This is a genomic window from Johnsonella ignava ATCC 51276 (assembly GCF_000235445.1).
Taxonomy (GTDB): Bacteria; Bacillota; Clostridia; order Lachnospirales; family Lachnospiraceae; genus Johnsonella; species Johnsonella ignava.
Window position 1 is genome coordinate 252,219 of the sequence record NZ_JH378830.1, and the last position, 19,929, is coordinate 272,147.

General features: G+C 34.7%; 17 protein-coding genes and 3 tRNA genes. All 20 read left to right on the forward strand.

Annotated elements, in window-relative coordinates; translation table 11 throughout:
• The first annotated feature begins 6 nt into the window (after positions 1-6).
• The 20 genes from HMPREF9333_RS13470 (at position 7) to HMPREF9333_RS03680 (ending at position 19,901) form a co-directional block, all read left to right on the forward strand.
• Positions 7-138, forward strand: coding sequence for a hypothetical protein (locus HMPREF9333_RS13470; RefSeq protein ID WP_277352356.1), 132 nt, complete (start codon positions 7-9; stop codon positions 136-138).
• 97 nt (positions 139-235) lie between these two features.
• On the forward strand, positions 236-1,186 hold the full coding sequence (locus HMPREF9333_RS03595; protein WP_005539863.1) for a hypothetical protein: 951 nt from the start codon (positions 236-238) through the stop codon (positions 1,184-1,186).
• Positions 1,179-2,222, forward strand: a complete 1,044-nt coding sequence (locus HMPREF9333_RS03600) for a hypothetical protein (RefSeq protein ID WP_005539864.1) — start codon at positions 1,179-1,181, stop codon at positions 2,220-2,222. Before HMPREF9333_RS03595 ends, HMPREF9333_RS03600 begins: the two co-directional genes overlap by 8 nt.
• Positions 2,223-2,310: 88 nt before the next feature.
• The gene (locus tag HMPREF9333_RS12850; protein ID WP_005539865.1) at positions 2,311-2,478 is read left to right on the forward strand and encodes a hypothetical protein; all 168 of its coding nucleotides are present in this window, start codon (positions 2,311-2,313) and stop codon (positions 2,476-2,478) included.
• Complete coding sequence (locus tag HMPREF9333_RS03605) at positions 2,475-3,236, forward strand: hypothetical protein (RefSeq protein WP_005539866.1); 762 nt, start codon at positions 2,475-2,477, stop codon at positions 3,234-3,236. The genes HMPREF9333_RS12850 and HMPREF9333_RS03605 overlap by 4 nt, the downstream gene beginning before the upstream one ends.
• Positions 3,237-3,591: 355 nt before the next feature.
• A complete protein-coding gene (locus HMPREF9333_RS03610) occupies positions 3,592-3,978 on the forward strand; it encodes a hypothetical protein (protein WP_040882147.1) in 387 nt (128 codons plus the stop codon).
• Positions 3,979-4,178: 200 nt separating this feature from the next.
• On the forward strand, positions 4,179-4,766 hold the full coding sequence (locus HMPREF9333_RS03615) for a hypothetical protein (protein ID WP_005539867.1): 588 nt from the start codon (positions 4,179-4,181) through the stop codon (positions 4,764-4,766).
• Between the two features lie 284 nt (positions 4,767-5,050).
• Positions 5,051-5,124, forward strand: a tRNA-Pro gene (locus HMPREF9333_RS03620).
• A 10-nt stretch (positions 5,125-5,134) separates the two neighbouring features.
• Positions 5,135-5,206, forward strand: a tRNA-Glu gene (locus tag HMPREF9333_RS03625).
• 36 nt (positions 5,207-5,242) lie between these two features.
• Positions 5,243-5,315, forward strand: a tRNA-Thr gene (locus HMPREF9333_RS03630).
• 175 nt (positions 5,316-5,490) lie between these two features.
• Positions 5,491-6,990: an SWIM zinc finger family protein gene (locus HMPREF9333_RS03635; protein WP_005539868.1), complete on the forward strand. Its 1,500-nt coding sequence runs from the start codon at positions 5,491-5,493 to the stop codon at positions 6,988-6,990.
• Positions 6,991-7,053: 63 nt separating this feature from the next.
• A complete protein-coding gene (locus HMPREF9333_RS12165) occupies positions 7,054-8,964 on the forward strand; it encodes a HEAT repeat domain-containing protein (protein ID WP_005539869.1) in 1,911 nt (636 codons plus the stop codon).
• 177 nt (positions 8,965-9,141) lie between these two features.
• Entirely contained in the window at positions 9,142-9,732 is a 591-nt protein-coding gene (locus tag HMPREF9333_RS03645) for a hypothetical protein (RefSeq protein ID WP_083816568.1), read from the forward strand.
• 554 nt (positions 9,733-10,286) lie between these two features.
• A complete protein-coding gene (locus HMPREF9333_RS03650) occupies positions 10,287-11,678 on the forward strand; it encodes an efflux RND transporter periplasmic adaptor subunit (protein ID WP_005539871.1) in 1,392 nt (463 codons plus the stop codon).
• A 92-nt stretch (positions 11,679-11,770) separates the two neighbouring features.
• A complete protein-coding gene (locus HMPREF9333_RS03655; protein WP_005539873.1) occupies positions 11,771-12,505 on the forward strand; it encodes an ABC transporter ATP-binding protein in 735 nt (244 codons plus the stop codon).
• A gap of 12 nt (positions 12,506-12,517) precedes the next feature.
• A complete protein-coding gene (locus tag HMPREF9333_RS03660) occupies positions 12,518-13,741 on the forward strand; it encodes an ABC transporter permease (protein ID WP_005539874.1) in 1,224 nt (407 codons plus the stop codon).
• 114 nt (positions 13,742-13,855) lie between these two features.
• Positions 13,856-15,775: a DNA gyrase/topoisomerase IV subunit B gene (locus tag HMPREF9333_RS03665; protein WP_277352357.1), complete on the forward strand. Its 1,920-nt coding sequence runs from the start codon at positions 13,856-13,858 to the stop codon at positions 15,773-15,775.
• 33 nt (positions 15,776-15,808) lie between these two features.
• Positions 15,809-18,064, forward strand: a complete 2,256-nt coding sequence (locus HMPREF9333_RS03670; protein WP_005539878.1) for a DNA gyrase/topoisomerase IV subunit A — start codon at positions 15,809-15,811, stop codon at positions 18,062-18,064.
• A gap of 279 nt (positions 18,065-18,343) precedes the next feature.
• Complete coding sequence (locus HMPREF9333_RS03675; RefSeq protein WP_408611216.1) at positions 18,344-19,027, forward strand: TetR/AcrR family transcriptional regulator; 684 nt, start codon at positions 18,344-18,346, stop codon at positions 19,025-19,027.
• A gap of 37 nt (positions 19,028-19,064) precedes the next feature.
• On the forward strand, positions 19,065-19,901 hold the full coding sequence (locus HMPREF9333_RS03680; protein WP_005539882.1) for an ABC transporter ATP-binding protein: 837 nt from the start codon (positions 19,065-19,067) through the stop codon (positions 19,899-19,901).
• The last annotated feature ends 28 nt before the right edge of the window (positions 19,902-19,929 follow it).

Below are 19,929 nucleotides of genomic sequence, written 5' to 3' on the forward strand. Positions count from 1 at the left end.
AGGCAGATGTCTAAAGGAAAGGGCATGGGATATGAATTGTTTGAAGGTGATACGGGTGATACCGGAAATGACAATGCAAGAAAAGAACGTAATAAGATATACGATTCTGTTCTTATTGAAAGTTTAAATTTAAGATAAAGTCAGGTAAAAATAACATGAAATATTTAAAAAAATTTTAAACAAGGTTTTAAAAAGGATATCTTCAGGAACAAAACTTGAGAAATTTATATTAATAATGGCTTCTATTGCATTTTTATTTCATTTTATTAATTTAATACTTTACAGCAATGCACACAGCATGGAGGTTAAGCATTTTCTGCAGACAAATTTCAAAATATCATTTTCAGAAAACAAGTCGGCAGTTCCCTTTTTACAGGGGAACTGCTACGAACTTACTCCGGGATGGAACTGTGAAGTATATGCAATGAATTGTGAAAAAGTTCTGTACCATAACAACGCTTTATGTATTCCGTTTTCCAAGGATACCTATGATATACCCGGAATGAAATACGGATATTTTGAATATAAGGGTAGTGATGAAGCTGTAAAAGAAATGCTGCAGATTACATGCAACTGGTTTGAAGAAATGCAAAAATTTGAAGGAATTGATTACTGGATAATGCCGGGACTTGGTTATGCTACTGAGGATGCAGCCCTTTTAAATGATCCGACTGTGGATTTGATTATAGGACATAAAGGAAATATAAAGACCGACATTGACTTATATACAGAAACTTATACAGACTCATCCATGACAAGGCATCCGATTTGTGATGTCGCAGTAACAGAAAAAGAAGGAGGAAAACAGGATGTAATACTGGTTTATTATGACCTCAAAGTTCCGGGATATTGGTATGATATAAGCGATACCGGTTCCGGGATATGGTATCGATATTTTGTGGGAAAAGCTGAACTTGTGCTTAGTTCGTATGAAAAGCGGGAAGATGAATTTATAAAATATATAAAGGATAAAATAAAGGCAGGCGGCGGAAAGAGCGGCTTTTATTGCGGAATAACAGATAAGGAACTGATTTTTGGACTTAAAATAAACGGAAAATCTCCTGACAGCATAGAAAATGTGAGATACAATGAAGAGGATTTATATTTTTGGTGCTATGATAATCTTGTTATTGATAAAGATGTTGAATCACTTGATATAAGTACAGTGGGGATAAAGAATGAATAATATAGAAAATAAAAATTCGTCAAAAAAGAAAAATAAAACAACTCCTTTTATATTAAGATTATTATGTAAATGTCTCTTTATATTTGTATTAATTACATCTGTTTTTTTAGCTATACATAATGTAAGAGAAACAGTATTGTATATAATGGAAGATCAAAAAGCGGTTATAGAAATGGATAAGGTAAATGACTTTATATTTGGTAAATATGATTGCAGATTAAAGGAGATAAGAAAATATAAATATTTTATTATCCCTATACTAAATGATAACGATTTTATAACTTTAAGAGACTGTATCGTGAAGTTGAAAAATGGGAAAAAAATCAATCTTAAATATGTTTTAACAGTAGATGATTTTCCGGATAAATTTAAATATACTGATGCATATGATTTGAGGGCAGATTACTATTTGCCATTTAGAGATAGAAGAAGGGCTGAAAAAGAGTGTGATTTATTATTAAAGGAAGAGGGCATGGAATACAATATAGTAAATTCGGGAATTTTTTATTGTCCTTCAGCGGACGGTTCGGAGGAATCTAATTTAATAGTGCTTGATGCCAAGGAATATTTTTCAAAGGTTCATAACAGTGATGAATATTTTGTCAGTATAGAAGAGGCTTTAAAAGAATGCCATGATTTAAGATATGCACCTGATATAATAAAAAATATATATCTGGTTTTAAAAAAAGATGAGTATGAAGGGGGATATAGACTGTGTTATATGACTGCTCCCCAAGGGATAGAAGGATACCTTGTAGAAGCGGATGTTAAAGTAAATACTGACGGTATGTTTTGTGTTAAATCGGCAAAGGTATTCAAATATGAGAAAGACTGGGTAAACAATGCGAGGTATTCATTTGACAAATCAGAGGCGGAAAATAAATCCGGCGGTTTTACGGGAGATGACAGGCTTAATGAAGTTCTGAAAGAATATGACCCGGAGGCAGCGCTGAGGATAACGGAAATACCTATGGATGATAGAATTATATATTTTTGGCAAATGTATTATCCGAATAGGAAATACGGTATCCCGTAAATATGGTTCTGTAGGTAATGTAATCAGGGTTGACGGTTTTATGCTGAAAACACTCTATACATATGATAGATAGTATAGGAAGAATCTTATGTACTGTCTTACAAAGGATAGACTTGGCAGTACAGTTATGGCAAAGGATACTGAAGGTGAAGTCGTATCCGGAATATACTATAATGCCTGGGGTGAGCCTGTAAGTACATATACAAGAACCGAATTTGAAAAAAGTGTACTCAAGAATGGAGAGGTATTTAAATGAAAAAGATTATAAAGCCTATGCTTGCTCTTTTACTAATAGTAATAGGAGTAATTGTATTAGTGAAGATAAATAGAACATGGACATTGAATCCCGAACAAAATATGAATGAAGCATCGGAGCTGAAATACGAACAAAATCTGAGTGAAACATCAGCACTGAATTCTAAGAAAAATCTGAATGTGGAATATTTTATCAATAACATTGATTCAGATACGACCTATGAAGATCTGGAACGGGAGATAGGTCCATTTACCGGTTCTATAGGATCTGGAATTGTCAGAGACTATTATAAGGCGGAAGATCTGGTTTTTTTAGATAATTGGTTACTTGGAAGTTCAACTAAAGGTCCTGTTATTTTTGAAGTGGAAGATATTTCTGAAAATTATAAGGGTTTGATTATGTATATTGAAAAAAATTTTAAAAGTACTGAATATATAAAGAAACTTTTTGCTGAGAAAAAAATTATTTCAGATGTAGATAAAATAGAAATAAAGCCAAGACAATTTTTTGATTTAAATGATGAATATACATATGAAGACATAGAAAATTTATATGGGAAACCTCATGGTATAACTGATAATAACAGAATATACTATCATATTAATTCATACTATGTATTTTTCCCGGTTGATTTCTTTTCTAATCCTGAAAGTAAGCTGAATTATATAGATTTATATTCAGAGGATGGAAAGTTCAAATGTCGTATACAATATGCACCTAGATTTCTAAATAACTCATCGAATTTATTTTTAGATTAAGACTTAATGTGTCGGGATGTAAATGATGGTATAGCAGATCATTACTGTAATAACATGCCTAAAATACTGAAAATAGATTTGATAAAGATCATTATAAGTATTTCCTGTGTGAAATTGCATGGGGTTTATGTTATTACTATATGGTTTTGAACAGATGTAATAGGAATAAAATCTGAAAAGTATCATCCGAACTTATCGGGTGAATATGCGGTTTTACCGGTAGTTAATCCTGATGATGAGTATTATCGGTATCGGCAAAATAGTGATGGAACATGGTCTCATAAACCGGGTTCGATAAAGGTTATTAAAGGAGTAAAAAATCCTAAAAAAGATGCAAAGAAAAGAGGGTATAAATATGACTTGGGATTTTATTATATCAACAAAAAATAAATACCTGAAAAGAAAGAGTATAAAAATATTATCATTAATTTTATTTATTGTATTATTATTTATGTTAATATTTTTATATAAAAGGTATGATATGTATAAAATTGATGCTGCAACAAAGCATAAATTTGAATCACTGATGGGGAAGCCACGTGATGAAGTATTATTAACACTAGGCGATCCGGATGACTGGGAAGGATATGGAATGTTACATCCTGTGTATATTTTAGATAATGGTACAAAGATAGAACTTTTTTTCGGATATAACAGTGAAGTACAAAATAACATGCTATGTGAAATAACGTATAAAAAAAATGAAAAGATTATTCGTGATGTAGAGGTAGAAGATTATTAGAAAATTAAATATTAAAAAATAGTTAATTTAGATATAGAGGAGAGGTATTTAAATTAAAAAAATGATAAAGCTAAAGCATATGCTTGCTCTTTTATTAATAATAATAGGAGTAATTGTACTGATGAATATAAATAGAACCTGGACATTTAACCCTGAAAAAAAATCTGAATGAAGTATCGGAGCTGCAATCCGAACAAAATTTGAATAAAACATCGGCACTTGACCTTAAGAAAAATCTGAATGTGGAATATTTTATCAATGACATTGATTCAGATACTACATTTGAGGATTTGGAACGGGAAATAGGACATCCTAGCGGAATGTGGGGGTCAGGCGTATCAATATTATACTATAATGTTGGTGATTTGATTATTTCAGAAGACATGAGTACAGTATTTAGCGAGGATGCTAGAATAAGAATATTAATTATAAGAGATAAAGATAGAAAATATAAATGTAAACTTGTATATAAAACTCCTGATACAAGCAATACGCAAGATATAAAAAAATTTTTTGAAGAAAAAGAAGATATTAATTCTGTTGATAAAAAAGAAATAGAGATAAGTCAGTTATTTAATTTAAATAATAAATATGCGTATAAAGATATAGTGAACTTATATGGAGAACCTAATGGTATAATAGATTGTAACAGAATATTTTATCATATAAATTCGTATTATATATTTTTTCCGATGAAATTTTTGCCCGATTCAAAAGTTTATTTAAAATATATATTGATATATAATGAAAACGGAGACTTCAAATGTTCAGTGTATTATGACAACTGATTATCAATATTATTAATAATAAATAATAGAAATAATTGTATTAATGTTGAGTATATTTTATGATTAAAACTTAGTGTGTCGGGATGTAAATGATGATATAGCATATCATCACTGTAATAATCAATAAAGCTGAAGATGGATATTTGAGATATGCTGTAAAGTACCGATTGATTTTGCAATAAACTGCTTGACATTAAAGACCTTTTAACTTATACTACTTGAGGCGGTTGAGAAAAGCGAAAAGTTTTAACCTCAACAGCATATGTGTGCAGAAGCACAGGTATCGAGGCGTGGCTCAGTTTGGTAGAGCGCAGCGTTCGGGACGCTGAGGCCGCAAGTTCAAATCTTGTCGCCTCGATTTATTTTAAGGCCAATTGGTCAAGCGGCTAAGACGGCGCCCTCTCACGGCGCAAACCCGGGTTCGATTCCCGGATTGGTCATGTAGATGCTTTGGGTTTATTCCCAGAGCATTTTGTGCTTATGTGGCGCAGCTGGTAGCGCAACTCATTCGTAATGAGTAGGTCGCCGGTTCGAATCCGGCCATGAGCTTTAGGATGTCAACAGATTGGAGATTTTGTATGGCACCGCACATTATACTATTCAAACTCCTGGTCATTACAGTGCGGACCGGGAGTTTATTTTTTAGGTTTTTAAAATGATATACTGCTTTATAATAATAAATGAAAGGGAAAATCTAATTTAAGTTTTAATAAGGAATCAGCATATGAAAAAAATTGATGAAGGCTGGATTGCCGCTCTTGCACCAAATGCAAATGCCGTTTCAAATGCCAAAAAGATATCTTTACAGGGCGGATTTATAAAAAGGATGAGAGCCGGGGATGATTCATTATACTTGGGGGAGTGTAAAGGAAGCGGAAAGTCGGCTTATACAGTTTCAGCGGATTTTATAGATGAATCGGCACCGGTTTTCAGGTGCAGCTGTCCAAGCAGACAGCTGCCGTGTAAGCATAGTATTGCCCTTCTGTTTGAAATTAATTCGGGTCGTGAGTTTGAAATAACTGAAATACCCGAGGATATAATTCAAAAAAGGCAAAAACTTGAAACAAGGCGAAAAAAGAAAGAGGCAACTTCAGATAATGAACAAAAAGGCGATATGTCTGAAGTATCGGATTTGGCAGATGTAAAGGAAAAGACTTCAAAAAAAACAGTATCAAAGGCTGCAAGAACAAAAAAGATAAAAAAACAGCTTGAGGGACTTGAGCTTATAAGAAAACTAATGAATAGCCTTATGCAGAATGGATTAGGATCTATGGGAAGTGTGTCATTAAAGGATTATAAATCACTTTCAAAGCAGTTAGGTGATTATTATCTGCCGGGACCGGCAATTTTATTTAACAGGCTTATACTTGAGATTGAAAATTTCCATAGAGATAGTGATGTTATACATTATACAAATGCGGTTGAAGTGCTGAAAAGACTCAGATCCCTTGAAAAAAAATCGGAAGAATACCTTAAAGAAATGCTTGAAAATGATGATATAAGGAAAGATAATGATATATTATATGAGGCATTGGGAGGTGTCTGGAAGCTTGAACAGTTAAATACTCTTGGACTTAAAAAAGAAAATGTCAGGTTAATTCAGCTTTCATTTGAAGTTGTTTTTGATGAGGCAAGAAGGGAATTTATAGATATAGGCTATTGGATGGATCTTGAAAGAGGCGATATATCATTTACTGCAAACTATCGCCCTGTAAAGGCACTTAAATATGTAAAGCAGGAGGATTCATGTTTTTCAGTTCTGGATATATCCGTTTTAAGCTGCTACCCCGGAGGTATAAATAAAAGGATAAGATGGGACAGTGTAAAATTTAATGAGCCTGTTAATGAGGATTTTAAGACAGTAAAAAGCTTTGCATACAAGGATTTTGATACTGCCATGAAATCGGTTAAAAATGAAATTAAAAATATTTTATCAGAAAATGAATGTGCGGTATGTATTCATTTTGATGAAATTCTTTTACTAAAAAGGGCAGATTCGGAAAATACCGTACTTCTTAAAGATTACAGCGGTAAATATATAGAGCTTAAAGACAGTAAAAAAGGTGCAAATTCGGTACTTTCTCTTTATATGCTTCCTGACAGAACTTTTTTACATGATCAGGTTATTTTTGGAAAAGTATCTTATGATAAGTCAAGCAGGAGAATGTACATGGTGCCGTGCAGCATAATTACTGATCAGGGCATACTTAGACTTGAGTATTAGTATAATATTTGCTGATTGATTAGACAGTATTTTTAAAATAAAATTATTTCAGGAGGATAATATATGAATTTAGAAGCTTTGTATGAGCTTCGTACAAGGCTTGAAGACTCCGCCGTTGCAGGAATTAAACTTCTGGCTGAGGACTTCAGGCTAAAACGTGCAGTTGATAAAATAGAGTCTTATACAGCGGTTGCACCTGTATTTAAGCAGATCTATGACATGTGCTTAAAACTTACAGGCAGTGCAGATAATGACGGTGAAAGCAAAGCGGAGCTTCTTCTTGATGTACTTGCTCTTGTAGATGCGGTGCTTTGTACACAGGGCGGATTTTACTCTATTGATGAAAAAGATAATTTATCGTATATTGATACCTCATTAAACAGCGGTGAAACATTTAGGCAGTTTCCTTACAGCCGTCTAAAGCCTGTGATTGATGCTTTTTCTTCAGAAGGTTCAGGCAGATATGCTATTATTGCAAATGCACATGAGAAAGAACCTGAGATTTTTAAAGATTTCAGGATGAAATACTGGATGGTATATGCACTTGGAGACAGTTACAGTGAAACCGCACAGATGGTTGAGGGCTGGCTTAAAAACGAAGGAAAAGGTATATGTCCGCTTTTAAAAAAAGACTTTGACCCTAAGGGGAAGAAAGATATGGTAAGGCGGCTTGAGATCATTTCAGAGATTTCAGGAGAGGAAGAAAATGATTTTTACAAATCACTTGTTCATGATGCCGATGCTGCTAAAGAAGTGCGTGAAGCTGCGATACATGCACTTAGATATGACCCTGCAAATGAAGAACTTTTAATTGCTCTTACAGGGAGTGAAAAAGGGAAATGCAAAGAGGCGGCACTGGCTTCACTTTCACATATGAACGGAGAAGAAGCCATGCAATGCTGGAAAAAGGCAATTTCAAAAAAGCCTGAGGTTTTATCGGCACTTCTTCATAGTTCTACCCGGACGTGGGTAGGTGTGCTTCTTGGTGAACAGATTAAAAAGCAGCTTGAAAAGCTTGACAGTTATAAAAATATTGCTGATAATAAGGAAACTGCCGGGTTAAAAAAGAAAGACATTGAGATACTTGATGCACTGTGGGATGCTTTTACAGGCAAGGCTGTGACTGAAACGGCGGATTATGCTCTTATAGCATATAAATATATTCCTCAAAGAGTTGTAAACTCATTAAATATTTCAATGATTGTAAATCCTGATAAGTTATTTTTTGATACGGCAGAAAGACTTTATAAAGAATACAAAGATGCCTGCGTTGAGTCTGCATTTGCTGCCGATTTGCTTACCATGCCTGCCGTGGATGTATATGAAAAGTATAAGGAATACTTTAATAAGTCAATTATAAATCATATAATTGCGGTTAAAAAAGATGAAACAGGTATTATAAATTGTTTTATAAGGCTTAAATATGATGAAGATAAAAAATGCTATATGTTGGCATGTTCAAAACGTAAGCATTATATTAAAACTGTTGAGAAACCTATATTTGAAGCTCTTGATATACGCTGGTATGATTTACTGCTTAATTATAAAAATACAGAAGCAAAAAGATATACCAATGGTTGGAATCTGTATGGAAATGCTTTTTATGAAATGGCGGCACAGCTTTATAATCCGTTTTATGAGGGGCTTAATGAAATGTATGGAAAATTTTTTTATAACCATGCTTTGGGAAAACATGCCACTCCAGAACATGTACGTTTGCTGAAACGATGTGATTGGAAGGAATATAAAAATATACTTTCAAGTCTTGACGTTAGTAAAAACAGCAAAACTGCAAACTCATATTATGTATCCGAGCTGTTAAAAGAACTTCCGATGTCCTCACAAGAGCTTGCACAGGAGCTTGACAAGCTTCTTGAAAAGGGCAGGGATATTTATGTAGGATATAGGGCAGCATGGAGAGAATGGAGCGACAAACTTAAAAACGGTGCCGGACTTGATGAAATATTAGGGTAATATATTAATTTTTATTTATAATATATCAAATGCAGAATATCTCTTGCATGGGTTATATAAGACAAAGTATATAAATGTATATTTACTATATATTTTATGTGTTTTATACTTTATAATTAATAATATAGCATATAAAATAAAACAAATATAAATTATTATAGAATTATGAAGAAAGAATTGGATTATTTTTATATAGGGCACTCATATGGAGGCAATCAGAGCTGGTTTTTGGATTTTTGGATGCATATAGGAGGATGTGCGGCACTTTGTGCCTGCGACAGTATAATATTGCTTGAAAAAAATAAAATTAAGACCGGACTGTATCCTTTTAGTATAGAAAAGCTTACAAAAGGGGACTATATCAGATTCGGAAAGATGATGAAACCTTATATAAGACCCCGACTTGGAGGTGTTGACAGGCTTGATTTATTTATTGAAGGTATAAATAATTACTTTAAGGATTTGAATTATACGGAACTTGAAGTTGAAAAATTGGAATCTGAAAATGAACAAAATTATTTTCAGGCGGCTTTCTTTTTAAAAAACTCTATAAACAAAGGTTTTCCGGTATCATTTCTGCTTCTTAAACATAAAAGCAGGGAATTTAGTCCGATTTTATGGCACTGGTTTATGATTGTCGGTTATAATGAATATGATGATGAATTATATGTTAAGGTGGCAACTTACGGAAATTGGAAATATTACTCATTTAGGAAGATGTGGAATTCAGGTTTTGATAATAATGGTGGAATGATTTTATATAAATAAAAAAAATTTGATAACTTTAAAGATTTTTAAAAAAATACTTTAAAGAAAAATACATGTATTGTAATATTTTATTAAATTATTATTAAAACTATATTTCTTTTTTTATAGTGGTGATAGTGGTACAATTTCATACATATACCGTATATATGGAGATAAAACATATATTTTCTTAACATACTCTTAACATTTGTTTTTGTAGAATTAATTGTATAGTTAGGTTTGATATAACGGTATAACAGGTATTGCAGTAATTATTTAAATTTTAGATTCGGTGGCAAAAAAGGCTTTGTTTTTGCTTTTATATTATGACGTAGGTGTCAAAAGTATTTGACACCTATTGATACAGGATTGCTACAGCCTCGCTTCTGGCAATCCCTACAAAAATATTCGTAATTCGCTCATTTTTTTACAAAAAATGGCTACTTACTCATATTTTTTGTGTGTCAAAAGTATATAAATTCTATTGCAAGCAGGCTTGCATCGAATTTATATACTTTTGACACTTGTATCATATTATAACTGCTGCCGTATTATAAAAAATAGGAGGTTAATATATGGGCAAAAATGTTGAGTCCGAAGTGGAAAAAATCATGAGTGAAAATAATAATGCAGGTACTGCGAAAAAAAGAAAGAAAGGCCTTGGAAAGTTAAAGATATTTTTTATAATACTCGGTTTGATTATAGTTATTTTTATTGTTAAAGGGCTTTTAGGCGGCAAAAAGGCTGCGGCAGTTCCAGTTGAATCATCAGTCCTTGAAAAGGGTCATATAGAAGATGCATTAAATGTTACAGGACCTGTTGAGGGAACAGACAGTGTTACAATAACTTCAGGAATACACGGAAAGATAACTGAGATTAATGTAAAAGAGGGTGATGAGGTTGTAGCGGGTGAGACTATTCTTGCAAAGATAGACACCCAGGAGCTTCAAAGCAGGCTTGAAACTGCAAGAGGCAACTATGAGCTTGCAATAGCAAATAAAGACGAAAAAATTAAAAATGATCAAAGTTCATATAACAAAGCGGCACAGGCTTTAAATGCCGCACAAAACGAGTACAACAGAAAGGCGGAGCTTGTTGCCGCCGGAGCTTCACCTCAGTCCGAACTTGATTCCGCAGCCAATGCATTAAACAGTGCAAGGGCTGATATGGCACAGTACAGAACAAAAGATGGTAAGCTGGATCCCGGAGAATCATATGACATACAGATAAGCAATGCGAAGCTTGAGGTTGAAAGGCTTGAAAAGCAGCTTGAAGATGCAACGCTTATAGCACCTATAAGCGGCACTGTTACAAGAGTTTTCGCAAAAGTGGGCAGATTTGCTGATCAGGCTGTTGACAATAACCCGACTTTAATTACTATTGAAAAACTTGACAAACTTCAGTTAAGACTTTCTGTAAGTGAATATAGTATAGGCAAAGTAAAGCTTGGACAGAAAGTTGATATCTCCGCCGATATGCTTGGCAGCGAAAATACAGTACAGGGTACTGTTGAAAAGATAAGTCCTTCAGGTGAGGAAAGGCAGGGCAACTCAGGTGAGAGGGTTATACCGGTAAATGTAGGTATAGCTGACGGCAGCGGTCTTATTTCAGGTATAAATGCGAAGGCAAAGATAGTAATTCAGGAAAAAGATGATGTATACACAGTTCCGATAGGAGCCATAGGAGATGATGGAAACGGTCAGAGTATGATGCAGTTTATTGAAGAAACCGGAGACGGGAAAACAGGGGTTATAAAGGCGGTGCCTGTAGAGACAGGTATCGAGGGCGAGCTTAATGTTGAACTTCTTGAGGATTCGCTAAAGAGCCTTGATACATCAAAGCCTTTAAGATATATGTCAAAGTACGATCCTTTGATTGCAGACGGCACAATGGTTGATTATATGATGCTGACAATGATGCCTGACGCTCAGTCAGGTGCTCAGTCAGCACCTGCACAAAGTCAGTAATAAATATAGTTTTTGTTTATTCCTGTTATAAAATATAATTAATCTGTGATTATTATAAACTTATTTTTGATAGAAAGGATAGCTTGACATATATGGATGAAATAATAATTCTTGAAGATCTTGTCAAGATATATGATACCGGGGCTATAAAGGTGCTTGGACTTAACAGGATAAACCTGAGCATTAAACGGGGGGAATTTGTAGCCATAATGGGACATTCGGGTTCCGGTAAATCCACACTGTTAAATATACTTGGCTGTTTGGATCGACCTACACTGGGACATTACTATCTTGACGGTGTGGATGTTGCGGATATGACACAGGATGAATTAAGCAGGGTCAGGAACAAAAAAATAGGATTTGTTTTTCAGTCATTTAACCTTATAAGCCGTATGACAGTATTAAAAAATGTTGAAGTTCCTATGATTTATGCTAAGCTCGGACCTGCTAAAAGAAGGCAGAAAGCTGCCGAACTTCTTGAACAGGTGGGGCTTGGGGCGAGGATCAACCATGAACCGAATGAGCTTTCAGGCGGACAGAGACAAAGAGTGGCAATAGCAAGAGCGCTTGCAAACGACCCTCCGCTTATACTTGCTGACGAGCCTACCGGAAATCTTGATTCTCAGGCATCGGTTGAAATAATGGAGCTTTTTGCCAAGCTGCATCAAAACGGTTCAACAGTTGTAGTTGTAACGCATGAGGATAATATAGCCGAATATACACACAGGATACTTACATTTAAGGACGGTGTACTTGAAAGTGATCGTATAAATGAATCCCCTACTCCTGTAAGCGATAATGTCGGTTTAGGTTCCAGAAAGAGTTAAGGGAGGGATAATATGGTAGTAGAAAATCTTAAGATGGCAATTGCGGCACTTGTTGCAAATAAGATGAGATCATTTCTTACAATGCTTGGAATAATAATAGGTATAGGCTCAGTTATAGCTATTGTTGCAATAGGTGATACGGTAAGGCGTATAGTTTCAAGTATTTATGAAAACTTTGGTGCAACTCAGTCTATTATATATCCTAATTTTCAGGACGATAGCGGTTATAGACTTAGCGACGATTTTACAAAGGATGATATTGAAACACTTAAAAAGGTGTTTGGAAATCAGCTTGCATATATAGATACAAATGGCTCTGCAAGCGGAGATGTTAAGACCAGGATGGGCATAAATAAGGTTACATTAACCGGTGCCGATTATAATTTTATAGATTTTCAGTCGTTTAAAATCACAAGCGGCAGATTCTTTTCACAAAGTGATATAAAACAGCAAAGATATGTAGCAGTAATTGAGGATACGGCAGCTCTTAAAATGTTTGGCACTGAGAATGCTACAGGCAGAACTTTCAGACAGAAGCTTAACGGTGCATTAAGAGAATTTCTTGTAATAGGAATTTATCATCTGGATATATCTCCTGTACAGAAACTGTTTATGGGAAATAATCAGAGTGTAAGTGCCTACATACCGTCATCTTTCTTTTATGGAAATGATGAAAGTACCGCTTTCAGTTTGCGTATATTTGCAGATAAGAGCTTTAAAGGAGAAAAGCTTGCAAGATTTAATAATGATTTTATAGAATATCTGGCAAAGATGAAAAACAGAAAAAAGGAAGATTACTACATAGTTGATGTCGGAGCACAAATGTCGCAGGTAGACCAGTTTTTAGGCGGAGTGTCGGTAGCTATGGGAGGCATTGCGGCAATATCGCTTTTAGTAGGCGGTATAGGCATTATGAATATAATGCTTGTATCCGTTACTGAAAGAACAAGGGAGATAGGAACAAGGAAGGCACTAGGTGCAACTACCGGAGATATACTTACTCAGTTTCTTATAGAATCGGCAGTTATTTCTGCCATAGGAGGGACGATAGGCATTATAATAGCTTCTGCAGGCATGTCTATAGTAGGTGCACTGCTTAAACAAAGTGTGGTTATAAAACCTGTTGCCGTATTGCTTGCAGTAGGATTTTCAGCAGTTGTAGGTATATTTTTCGGTATTTATCCGGCACAAAAAGCTGCAAAGAGAGATCCTATTGAATGTCTTAGATATGAGTAGAAATAATTTTTTTATAGGATTTCAAAAAGTGTAAAATATAAAGTATTTAGGCATATTATATTATTTATAATATGCCTTGCTTTTTGTAGAAATTTGGAGGTTTAAATGGCTGGATTGGCAGACAGGGCATATAATGCAGACAGTATAAATGTTTTGGAGGGACTTGAGGCTGTACGCAAGAGACCGGGGATGTATATAGGAGGGGTAGGTGCAAAGGGACTTAACCATCTTATATATGAACTTGTGGATAATTCGGTTGATGAGCATCTTGCGGGATATTGCAGCCGAATAAATATAATTCTTGAAAAAGACGGTTCATGTACTGTATCCGATAATGGCAGGGGAGTACCTGTTGAAATGCATAAGAAAGGGGTTTCAGCAGCCAGAATAGTATTTTCGACTCTTCATGCCGGAGGCAAATTTGACAGCCGTGTCTATAAAACAAGCGGAGGACTGCATGGAGTAGGTTCTTCGGTGGTGAATGCACTTTCATCAAAATTTAATGTCAAAATTTCAAGAAACGGATTTATATATCAGGATACTTATAAAAAGGGTGTGCCTACAACTAAGCTGATTGACGGACTTTTACCGGTTATCGGAAAAAGCAGGCAAAGCGGAACAAATATAAATTTCATACCTGATGATGAAATATTTGAAAAAATAAAATTTAGGGCTGACTGGCTTAAATCAAGGCTTCATGAGACGGCATATTTAAATCCGGAGCTTACTATAGAGTATGAGAATAAAAGAGAGGGCGAGGAAGAAAAGCTTACCTATCATGAACCTGAAGGTCTTGTTGCATATATTAAAGAATTAAATAAGGGCAGACAGGCTCTACATGCACCTGTTTATTTTAAAGGCAGCATTGAAAATATTGAGGCACAGATTTGTATACAGTTTGTTGATGCTTTTGAAGAAAATATTTTAGGATTCTGCAATAATATATTTACGCAGGAGGGCGGTTCACATATAGTAGGCTTTAAAACAAGATTCACTCAGCTTATAAATTCATATGCCAGAGAACTTGGAGTTTTAAAAGAAAAAGATGCAAACTTTACAGGTGCCGATACCAGAAACGGTATGACTGCACTTGTTTCTATAAAACACCCTGATCCTATGTTTGAAGGTCAGACCAAGACAAAACTTGCAAATGCGGATGCTGCAAAAGCAATAGGAAATATTACAGGAGAATGTCTTACAAGATATTTTGACAGGAATCTTGAAGTTCTAAAGACAGTTATAGCCTGTGCCGAAAAATCGGCTAAAATAAGAAAGGCTGAAGAAAAGGCAAGAACCAACCTGCTTTCAAAAGCGAAATTTTCATTTGATTCAAACGGAAAGCTTGCGAATTGTGAGTCGAGGGATCCTAAAAAATGTGAGATATTTATAGTTGAGGGAGACTCTGCAGGAGGGTCGGCAAAAACCGCAAGAGACCGCAGATATCAGGCGATACTTCCTATAAGGGGAAAGATACTTAATGTGGAAAAGGCGTCTATTGATAAAGTTCTTGCAAATGCAGAGATAAGAACTATGATAAATGCTTTCGGCTGCGGATTTTCAGAAGGATATGGCAATGATTTTGATATAAGCAGATTAAAATATGATAAAATAATTCTTATGACTGATGCAGATGTTGACGGAAGTCATATAGATACTCTTCTCCTCACATTTTTGTATAGATTTATGCCTGAGCTTATATATGACGGTCATGTTTATATAGCCATGCCGCCGTTATATAAAGTGGTTTCTAAAAAGGGGGAAGGCGTATATCTGTACAATGACGGAGAACTTGACGAGTATAAAAAAAGACATAAGGCTCCGTTTGTACTGCAAAGATATAAGGGGCTTGGAGAGATGGATGCTTCACAGCTTTGGGAAACTACTCTTGATCCCCAAAGACGTGTGCTTAAAAGGATTGAAATAGAGGATGTAAGGCTTGCAGGAGAACTGACACAGATTCTTATGGGATCGGAGGTGGCTCCGAGGCGTGAATTTATTTACAACCATGCCAGAGAGGCTGTTATAGATGCATGATAATATAATTAAAATTTAAATTTTGGAGAAGAGATGCCTGAAACAATAATTAGAACTGAATATTCAGAGGAGATGCAAAAGTCCTACCTGGATTATTCAATGAGTGTAATTACGGCACGTGCAATACCTGATGCAAGGGACGGTCTTAAACCGGTGCAAAGGCGTGTATTGTATGATATGTCAGAGCTTAAGTTAAATTCAGATAAACCGCACAGGAAATCTGCCCGTATAGTCGGTGATACTATGGGTAAATATCATCCTCATGGAGATTCATCAATCTATGAAACCCTTGTAGTTTTAAGTCAGGAATGGAAAAAAGGTATGCCTCTTGTTGACGGGCATGGAAATTTCGGTTCTATAGAGGGTGATGGTGCGGCAGCTATGCGATATACCGAAGCAAAGCTTAAAAAATTTACAGAGGATGTGTATCTGAGAGATCTTGATAAAACTGTTGAATTTATATCAAATTATGATGAAACGGAAAAAGAGCCCGAAGTGCTTCCGGTAAGAGTTCCAAACCTGCTTATAAACGGTGCTGAGGGAATTGCCGTGGGCATGTCAACCTCAATTCCCACACATAATCTCTCTGAGGTATGTGATGCCTGCATTGCATATATTAAAAATCCGGATATAAGCACAGCGGAGCTTATGTGTTATATTAAAGGACCTGACTTTCCGACAGGAGGTATAGTTGCAAATAAAAGTGAACTTCAGGAAATATATGAGACCGGAAGCGGTAAGCTTAAGCTTAGGGGAAAAGTAGAGGTTGAGCTTGGCAGGAAAAAGGCTGATCGTGATAGATTGATAATATCACAGATTCCCTATACCATGATCGGTTCGGGTATTAACAAGTTTCTTCAGGACAGTGCCGCACTTGTTGAAACAAAAAAGCTTCCCGAGGTGGTTGATATAAGCAACCAGTCGGATAAGGACGGTACAAGGATAGTATTTGAGTTAAAAAGAGATGCTGATATAGACAGAGTCAAGTCGATACTTTTTCAAAAGACAAGGCTTGAAGACAGTTTCGGTATAAATATGCTTGCAATAGTTGACGGAAGACCGGAGACTTTAAGTCTTAAACTTATACTTAAGCATTATCTTAAGTTCCAATATGAAAATACAAATAAAAAATACAGTATACTTTTAAGCAGGGAGCTTGAGAAAAAAGAGATACAGGAAGGACTTATCACTGCCTGCGATTGTATAGATTTAATTATTGCGATATTAAGGGGTTCACGTTCTCTTGCAGATGCGAGGGAGTGTCTTATAAACGGCGATATATCCAATATAAAGTTTAAGTCGGATACTTTCAGGAAACAGGCACAAAAGCTCAGATTCACAAAAAATCAGGCACAGGCAATACTTGAAATGAGACTTTATAAACTTATAGGTCTTGAGATAGATGCTCTTTTAAAGGAACATAAAACCGTGCTTAAAAATATAAAAAATTATGAAAAAATATTATCATCAAAAAAAAGCATGGACAATGTAATTATAGCGGATCTTAAAAAAATCAAAGAAGAATACGGTTTCACGAGAAAAACCCGGATAGAGGATTCGTCATCCGCAGTTTATGAAGATGAAGCGGCTGAACCTGAAAAAGTGGTTTTTTTAATGGATAGATTCGGATACTGTAAAACTGCAGACAAGGCTGTATTTGAAAAAAATTATACTTATGAAACCGCATTAAATGATTATAAATATGTGTTTGATGCAATGAGCGATGAGATGCTTTGTATATTCACCGATAAAGGAGTTATGCATCAGGCAAGGCTGTCTGATATACCTTTTAAAAAACTTAAAGATAAAGGTGTTCCTATAGATAATGTATGCAGGTATAATGCTGACGAAGAACATATTCTTTTTATAAAAAATTCAGGAAGTCTTAGAGAAAGAGAGATTTTATTTGTAACAGTAAATGGATATATAAAAAAGACCTCGTTTGGAGAATTTATTACGAATAACAGACATATATCAGCGACAAAACTTTCAGATAAAGACAGATTGGCAGCAGTTGAACTTATAGAGCCTGATGATGCGGAGATCATTATAGTATCAGATAAGGGATATGTACTTAGATTCTTAATTGATGAGATCAATCTTTTAAAGAAAACAGCAAAAGGTGAAAAGGCTATGAAGCTTTCACAGGGAGAAGCTTTAGATAATATATATCTTATAAGATATAATGAAAATAAAGATAGATATATAAGAGTAAAAGATGGTAAATTGCCGCTAAGCCGTATAAAATCAGGGCACAGAAATGAGAGAGGAAGCAGATATAAGCTTTGATACCTGAAAGATGAAATAGTATATAAAATACATATGAGTGCAATTATTATAATAACAATATAATTATAATAATATAATAATCAATAAAAAACACCGGATTTTAAAATTCAAAAGAATGTTAAAATCCGGTGTTTTTTTAATTGACAAATATATACACTTTATAATATAATCGATATACATACATTTGGTACGAATGTATATTTTAATAAAGATATAGTAATACAAAAAAATTATGGAAACGCCGGACAAGTGTTTCCTAAGGACTAAACAATTCAGGAGGTGGAGACTTTGGCAAGAAATAAATATCCTGAAAAGACTGTTGAGAAAATTTTGGAAGTATCTTACAGGCTTTTTGTAACAAAGGGTTATGAAAATGTAGTTATACAGGATATAGTTAATGAACTTGGAGGGCTTACAAAGGGGGCTTTATATCACCACTTTAAGTCAAAGGAAGCGATACTTAAGGCTTTATTTGAAAAGATGTGCAGTGAGCATAATATTGTAGAAAGAGCCGCCAAGTATCCGGAGCTTAATGTGGCTGAAAAGATAAAGGCAGTATATATGGATTCATGTTATGATGAAAAAATAAGAGAATTTGATATAGATACTTTGCCTCTTGTATTGAATCCGCATTTTTTTGCGAATTTTTATAAATTTAGTATGAAGATGTGTGCAAAACAGTTTATGATACTTATTGAAGAAGGTATAAAAGACGGTTCGCTTTCGGTAGATCCTTTATATATTAAAGAAAGTGCGGAACTTTTTACACTTTTAACTAAGATCTGGCTGCTGCCGAACCTGTTAGATGAAAGTCTTGAGGAGCAGCAGAAAAAGATAGATGTAGTTAAGATGGTGCTTGATGCTATCGGCCTGCCTCTTTTTGATGAAAAAACAATGTATATGGTAAGACATTATATGGAATTATTTTATAAGGCAGATGAAAAACGGGGTAATACCGTATAATATATATAAAGTATGTGAGATGACGGGGTATTAATATATGATAAATAATGCAAAAAAAGGTAGAGAAAAAGAAAGTGATGCCGTGGATTTTACAAGTCAATATAATACCGGAGGTGCAGATATAAGTTTGACAGATAAAAAATCGTATAATAAATCAGCAGGAAAGTTTGAACATAAGCTTATCACCGCAAGAAATATATATAAAGAGTTTACACTTGGGGAAGTAAAGGTTAAAGCGCTTAATGATGTCAGTTTTGATGTATATGAGGGTGAGCTTATAGTTATCTTAGGCCCTTCAGGTTCCGGAAAGTCAACACTTTTAAATATACTTGGAGGTATTGAAACTGTAAGTTCAGGTTATATAACATATATGGATATTGATATAAGCAGTATGAATGAAAAAGAGCTTACTGATTTCAGGCGTTCAAATATAGGTTTTATTTTTCAGTTTTATAACCTGATGCCGAATCTTACCGCCCTTGAAAATGTTGAGCTTGCTGCAGAGATGTCGCCGGATCCGCTTGATCCGGATGAGCTGTTAAAGCAGGTTGATCTCTGGGAAAGAAGAGAACATTATCCGGGAAAAATGAGCGGAGGACAGCAGCAGAGAGTTGCAATAGCAAGGGCTATATGTAAAAATCCTGATCTTCTTTTATGTGATGAACCTACAGGAGCACTTGATATCGCTACGGGGGTACAGATTTTAAAATTACTTGTGGATTTTAATAAAAAATATAATAAAACTATAATGATAATCACACATAATGAAAATGTAGCAAAAATAGCTGACAGGGTATTTTATATTAAGGACGGTATGATAAGGAAAATAGTTGAAAATGAAAATCCGGCAGACCCTGATGAGGTAGTATGGTAAAAGAGGTGTAAATATTTTAAGAGTTTTT

What these genes read in the sequence shown, in the direction of transcription:
- HMPREF9333_RS03605 (WP_005539866.1), top strand. Translation starts at nt 2,475, where the DNA reads ATGAAAAAGATTATAAAGCCTATGCTTGCTCTTTTACTAATAGTAATA.
- HMPREF9333_RS03610 (WP_040882147.1), top strand. Translation starts at nt 3,592, where the DNA reads ATGACTTGGGATTTTATTATATCAACAAAAAATAAATACCTGAAAAGA.
- HMPREF9333_RS03600 (WP_005539864.1), top strand. Translation starts at nt 1,179, where the DNA reads ATGAATAATATAGAAAATAAAAATTCGTCAAAAAAGAAAAATAAAACA.
- HMPREF9333_RS03680 (WP_005539882.1), top strand. Translation starts at nt 19,065, where the DNA reads ATGATAAATAATGCAAAAAAAGGTAGAGAAAAAGAAAGTGATGCCGTG.
- HMPREF9333_RS13470 (WP_277352356.1), top strand. Translation starts at nt 7, where the DNA reads ATGTCTAAAGGAAAGGGCATGGGATATGAATTGTTTGAAGGTGATACG.
- HMPREF9333_RS03670 (WP_005539878.1), top strand. Translation starts at nt 15,809, where the DNA reads ATGCCTGAAACAATAATTAGAACTGAATATTCAGAGGAGATGCAAAAG.
- HMPREF9333_RS03655 (WP_005539873.1), top strand. Translation starts at nt 11,771, where the DNA reads ATGGATGAAATAATAATTCTTGAAGATCTTGTCAAGATATATGATACC.
- HMPREF9333_RS12165 (WP_005539869.1), top strand. Translation starts at nt 7,054, where the DNA reads ATGAATTTAGAAGCTTTGTATGAGCTTCGTACAAGGCTTGAAGACTCC.
- HMPREF9333_RS03635 (WP_005539868.1), top strand. Translation starts at nt 5,491, where the DNA reads ATGAAAAAAATTGATGAAGGCTGGATTGCCGCTCTTGCACCAAATGCA.
- HMPREF9333_RS03595 (WP_005539863.1), top strand. Translation starts at nt 236, where the DNA reads ATGGCTTCTATTGCATTTTTATTTCATTTTATTAATTTAATACTTTAC.
- HMPREF9333_RS03650 (WP_005539871.1), top strand. Translation starts at nt 10,287, where the DNA reads ATGGGCAAAAATGTTGAGTCCGAAGTGGAAAAAATCATGAGTGAAAAT.
- HMPREF9333_RS03660 (WP_005539874.1), top strand. Translation starts at nt 12,518, where the DNA reads ATGGTAGTAGAAAATCTTAAGATGGCAATTGCGGCACTTGTTGCAAAT.
- HMPREF9333_RS12850 (WP_005539865.1), top strand. Translation starts at nt 2,311, where the DNA reads ATGTACTGTCTTACAAAGGATAGACTTGGCAGTACAGTTATGGCAAAG.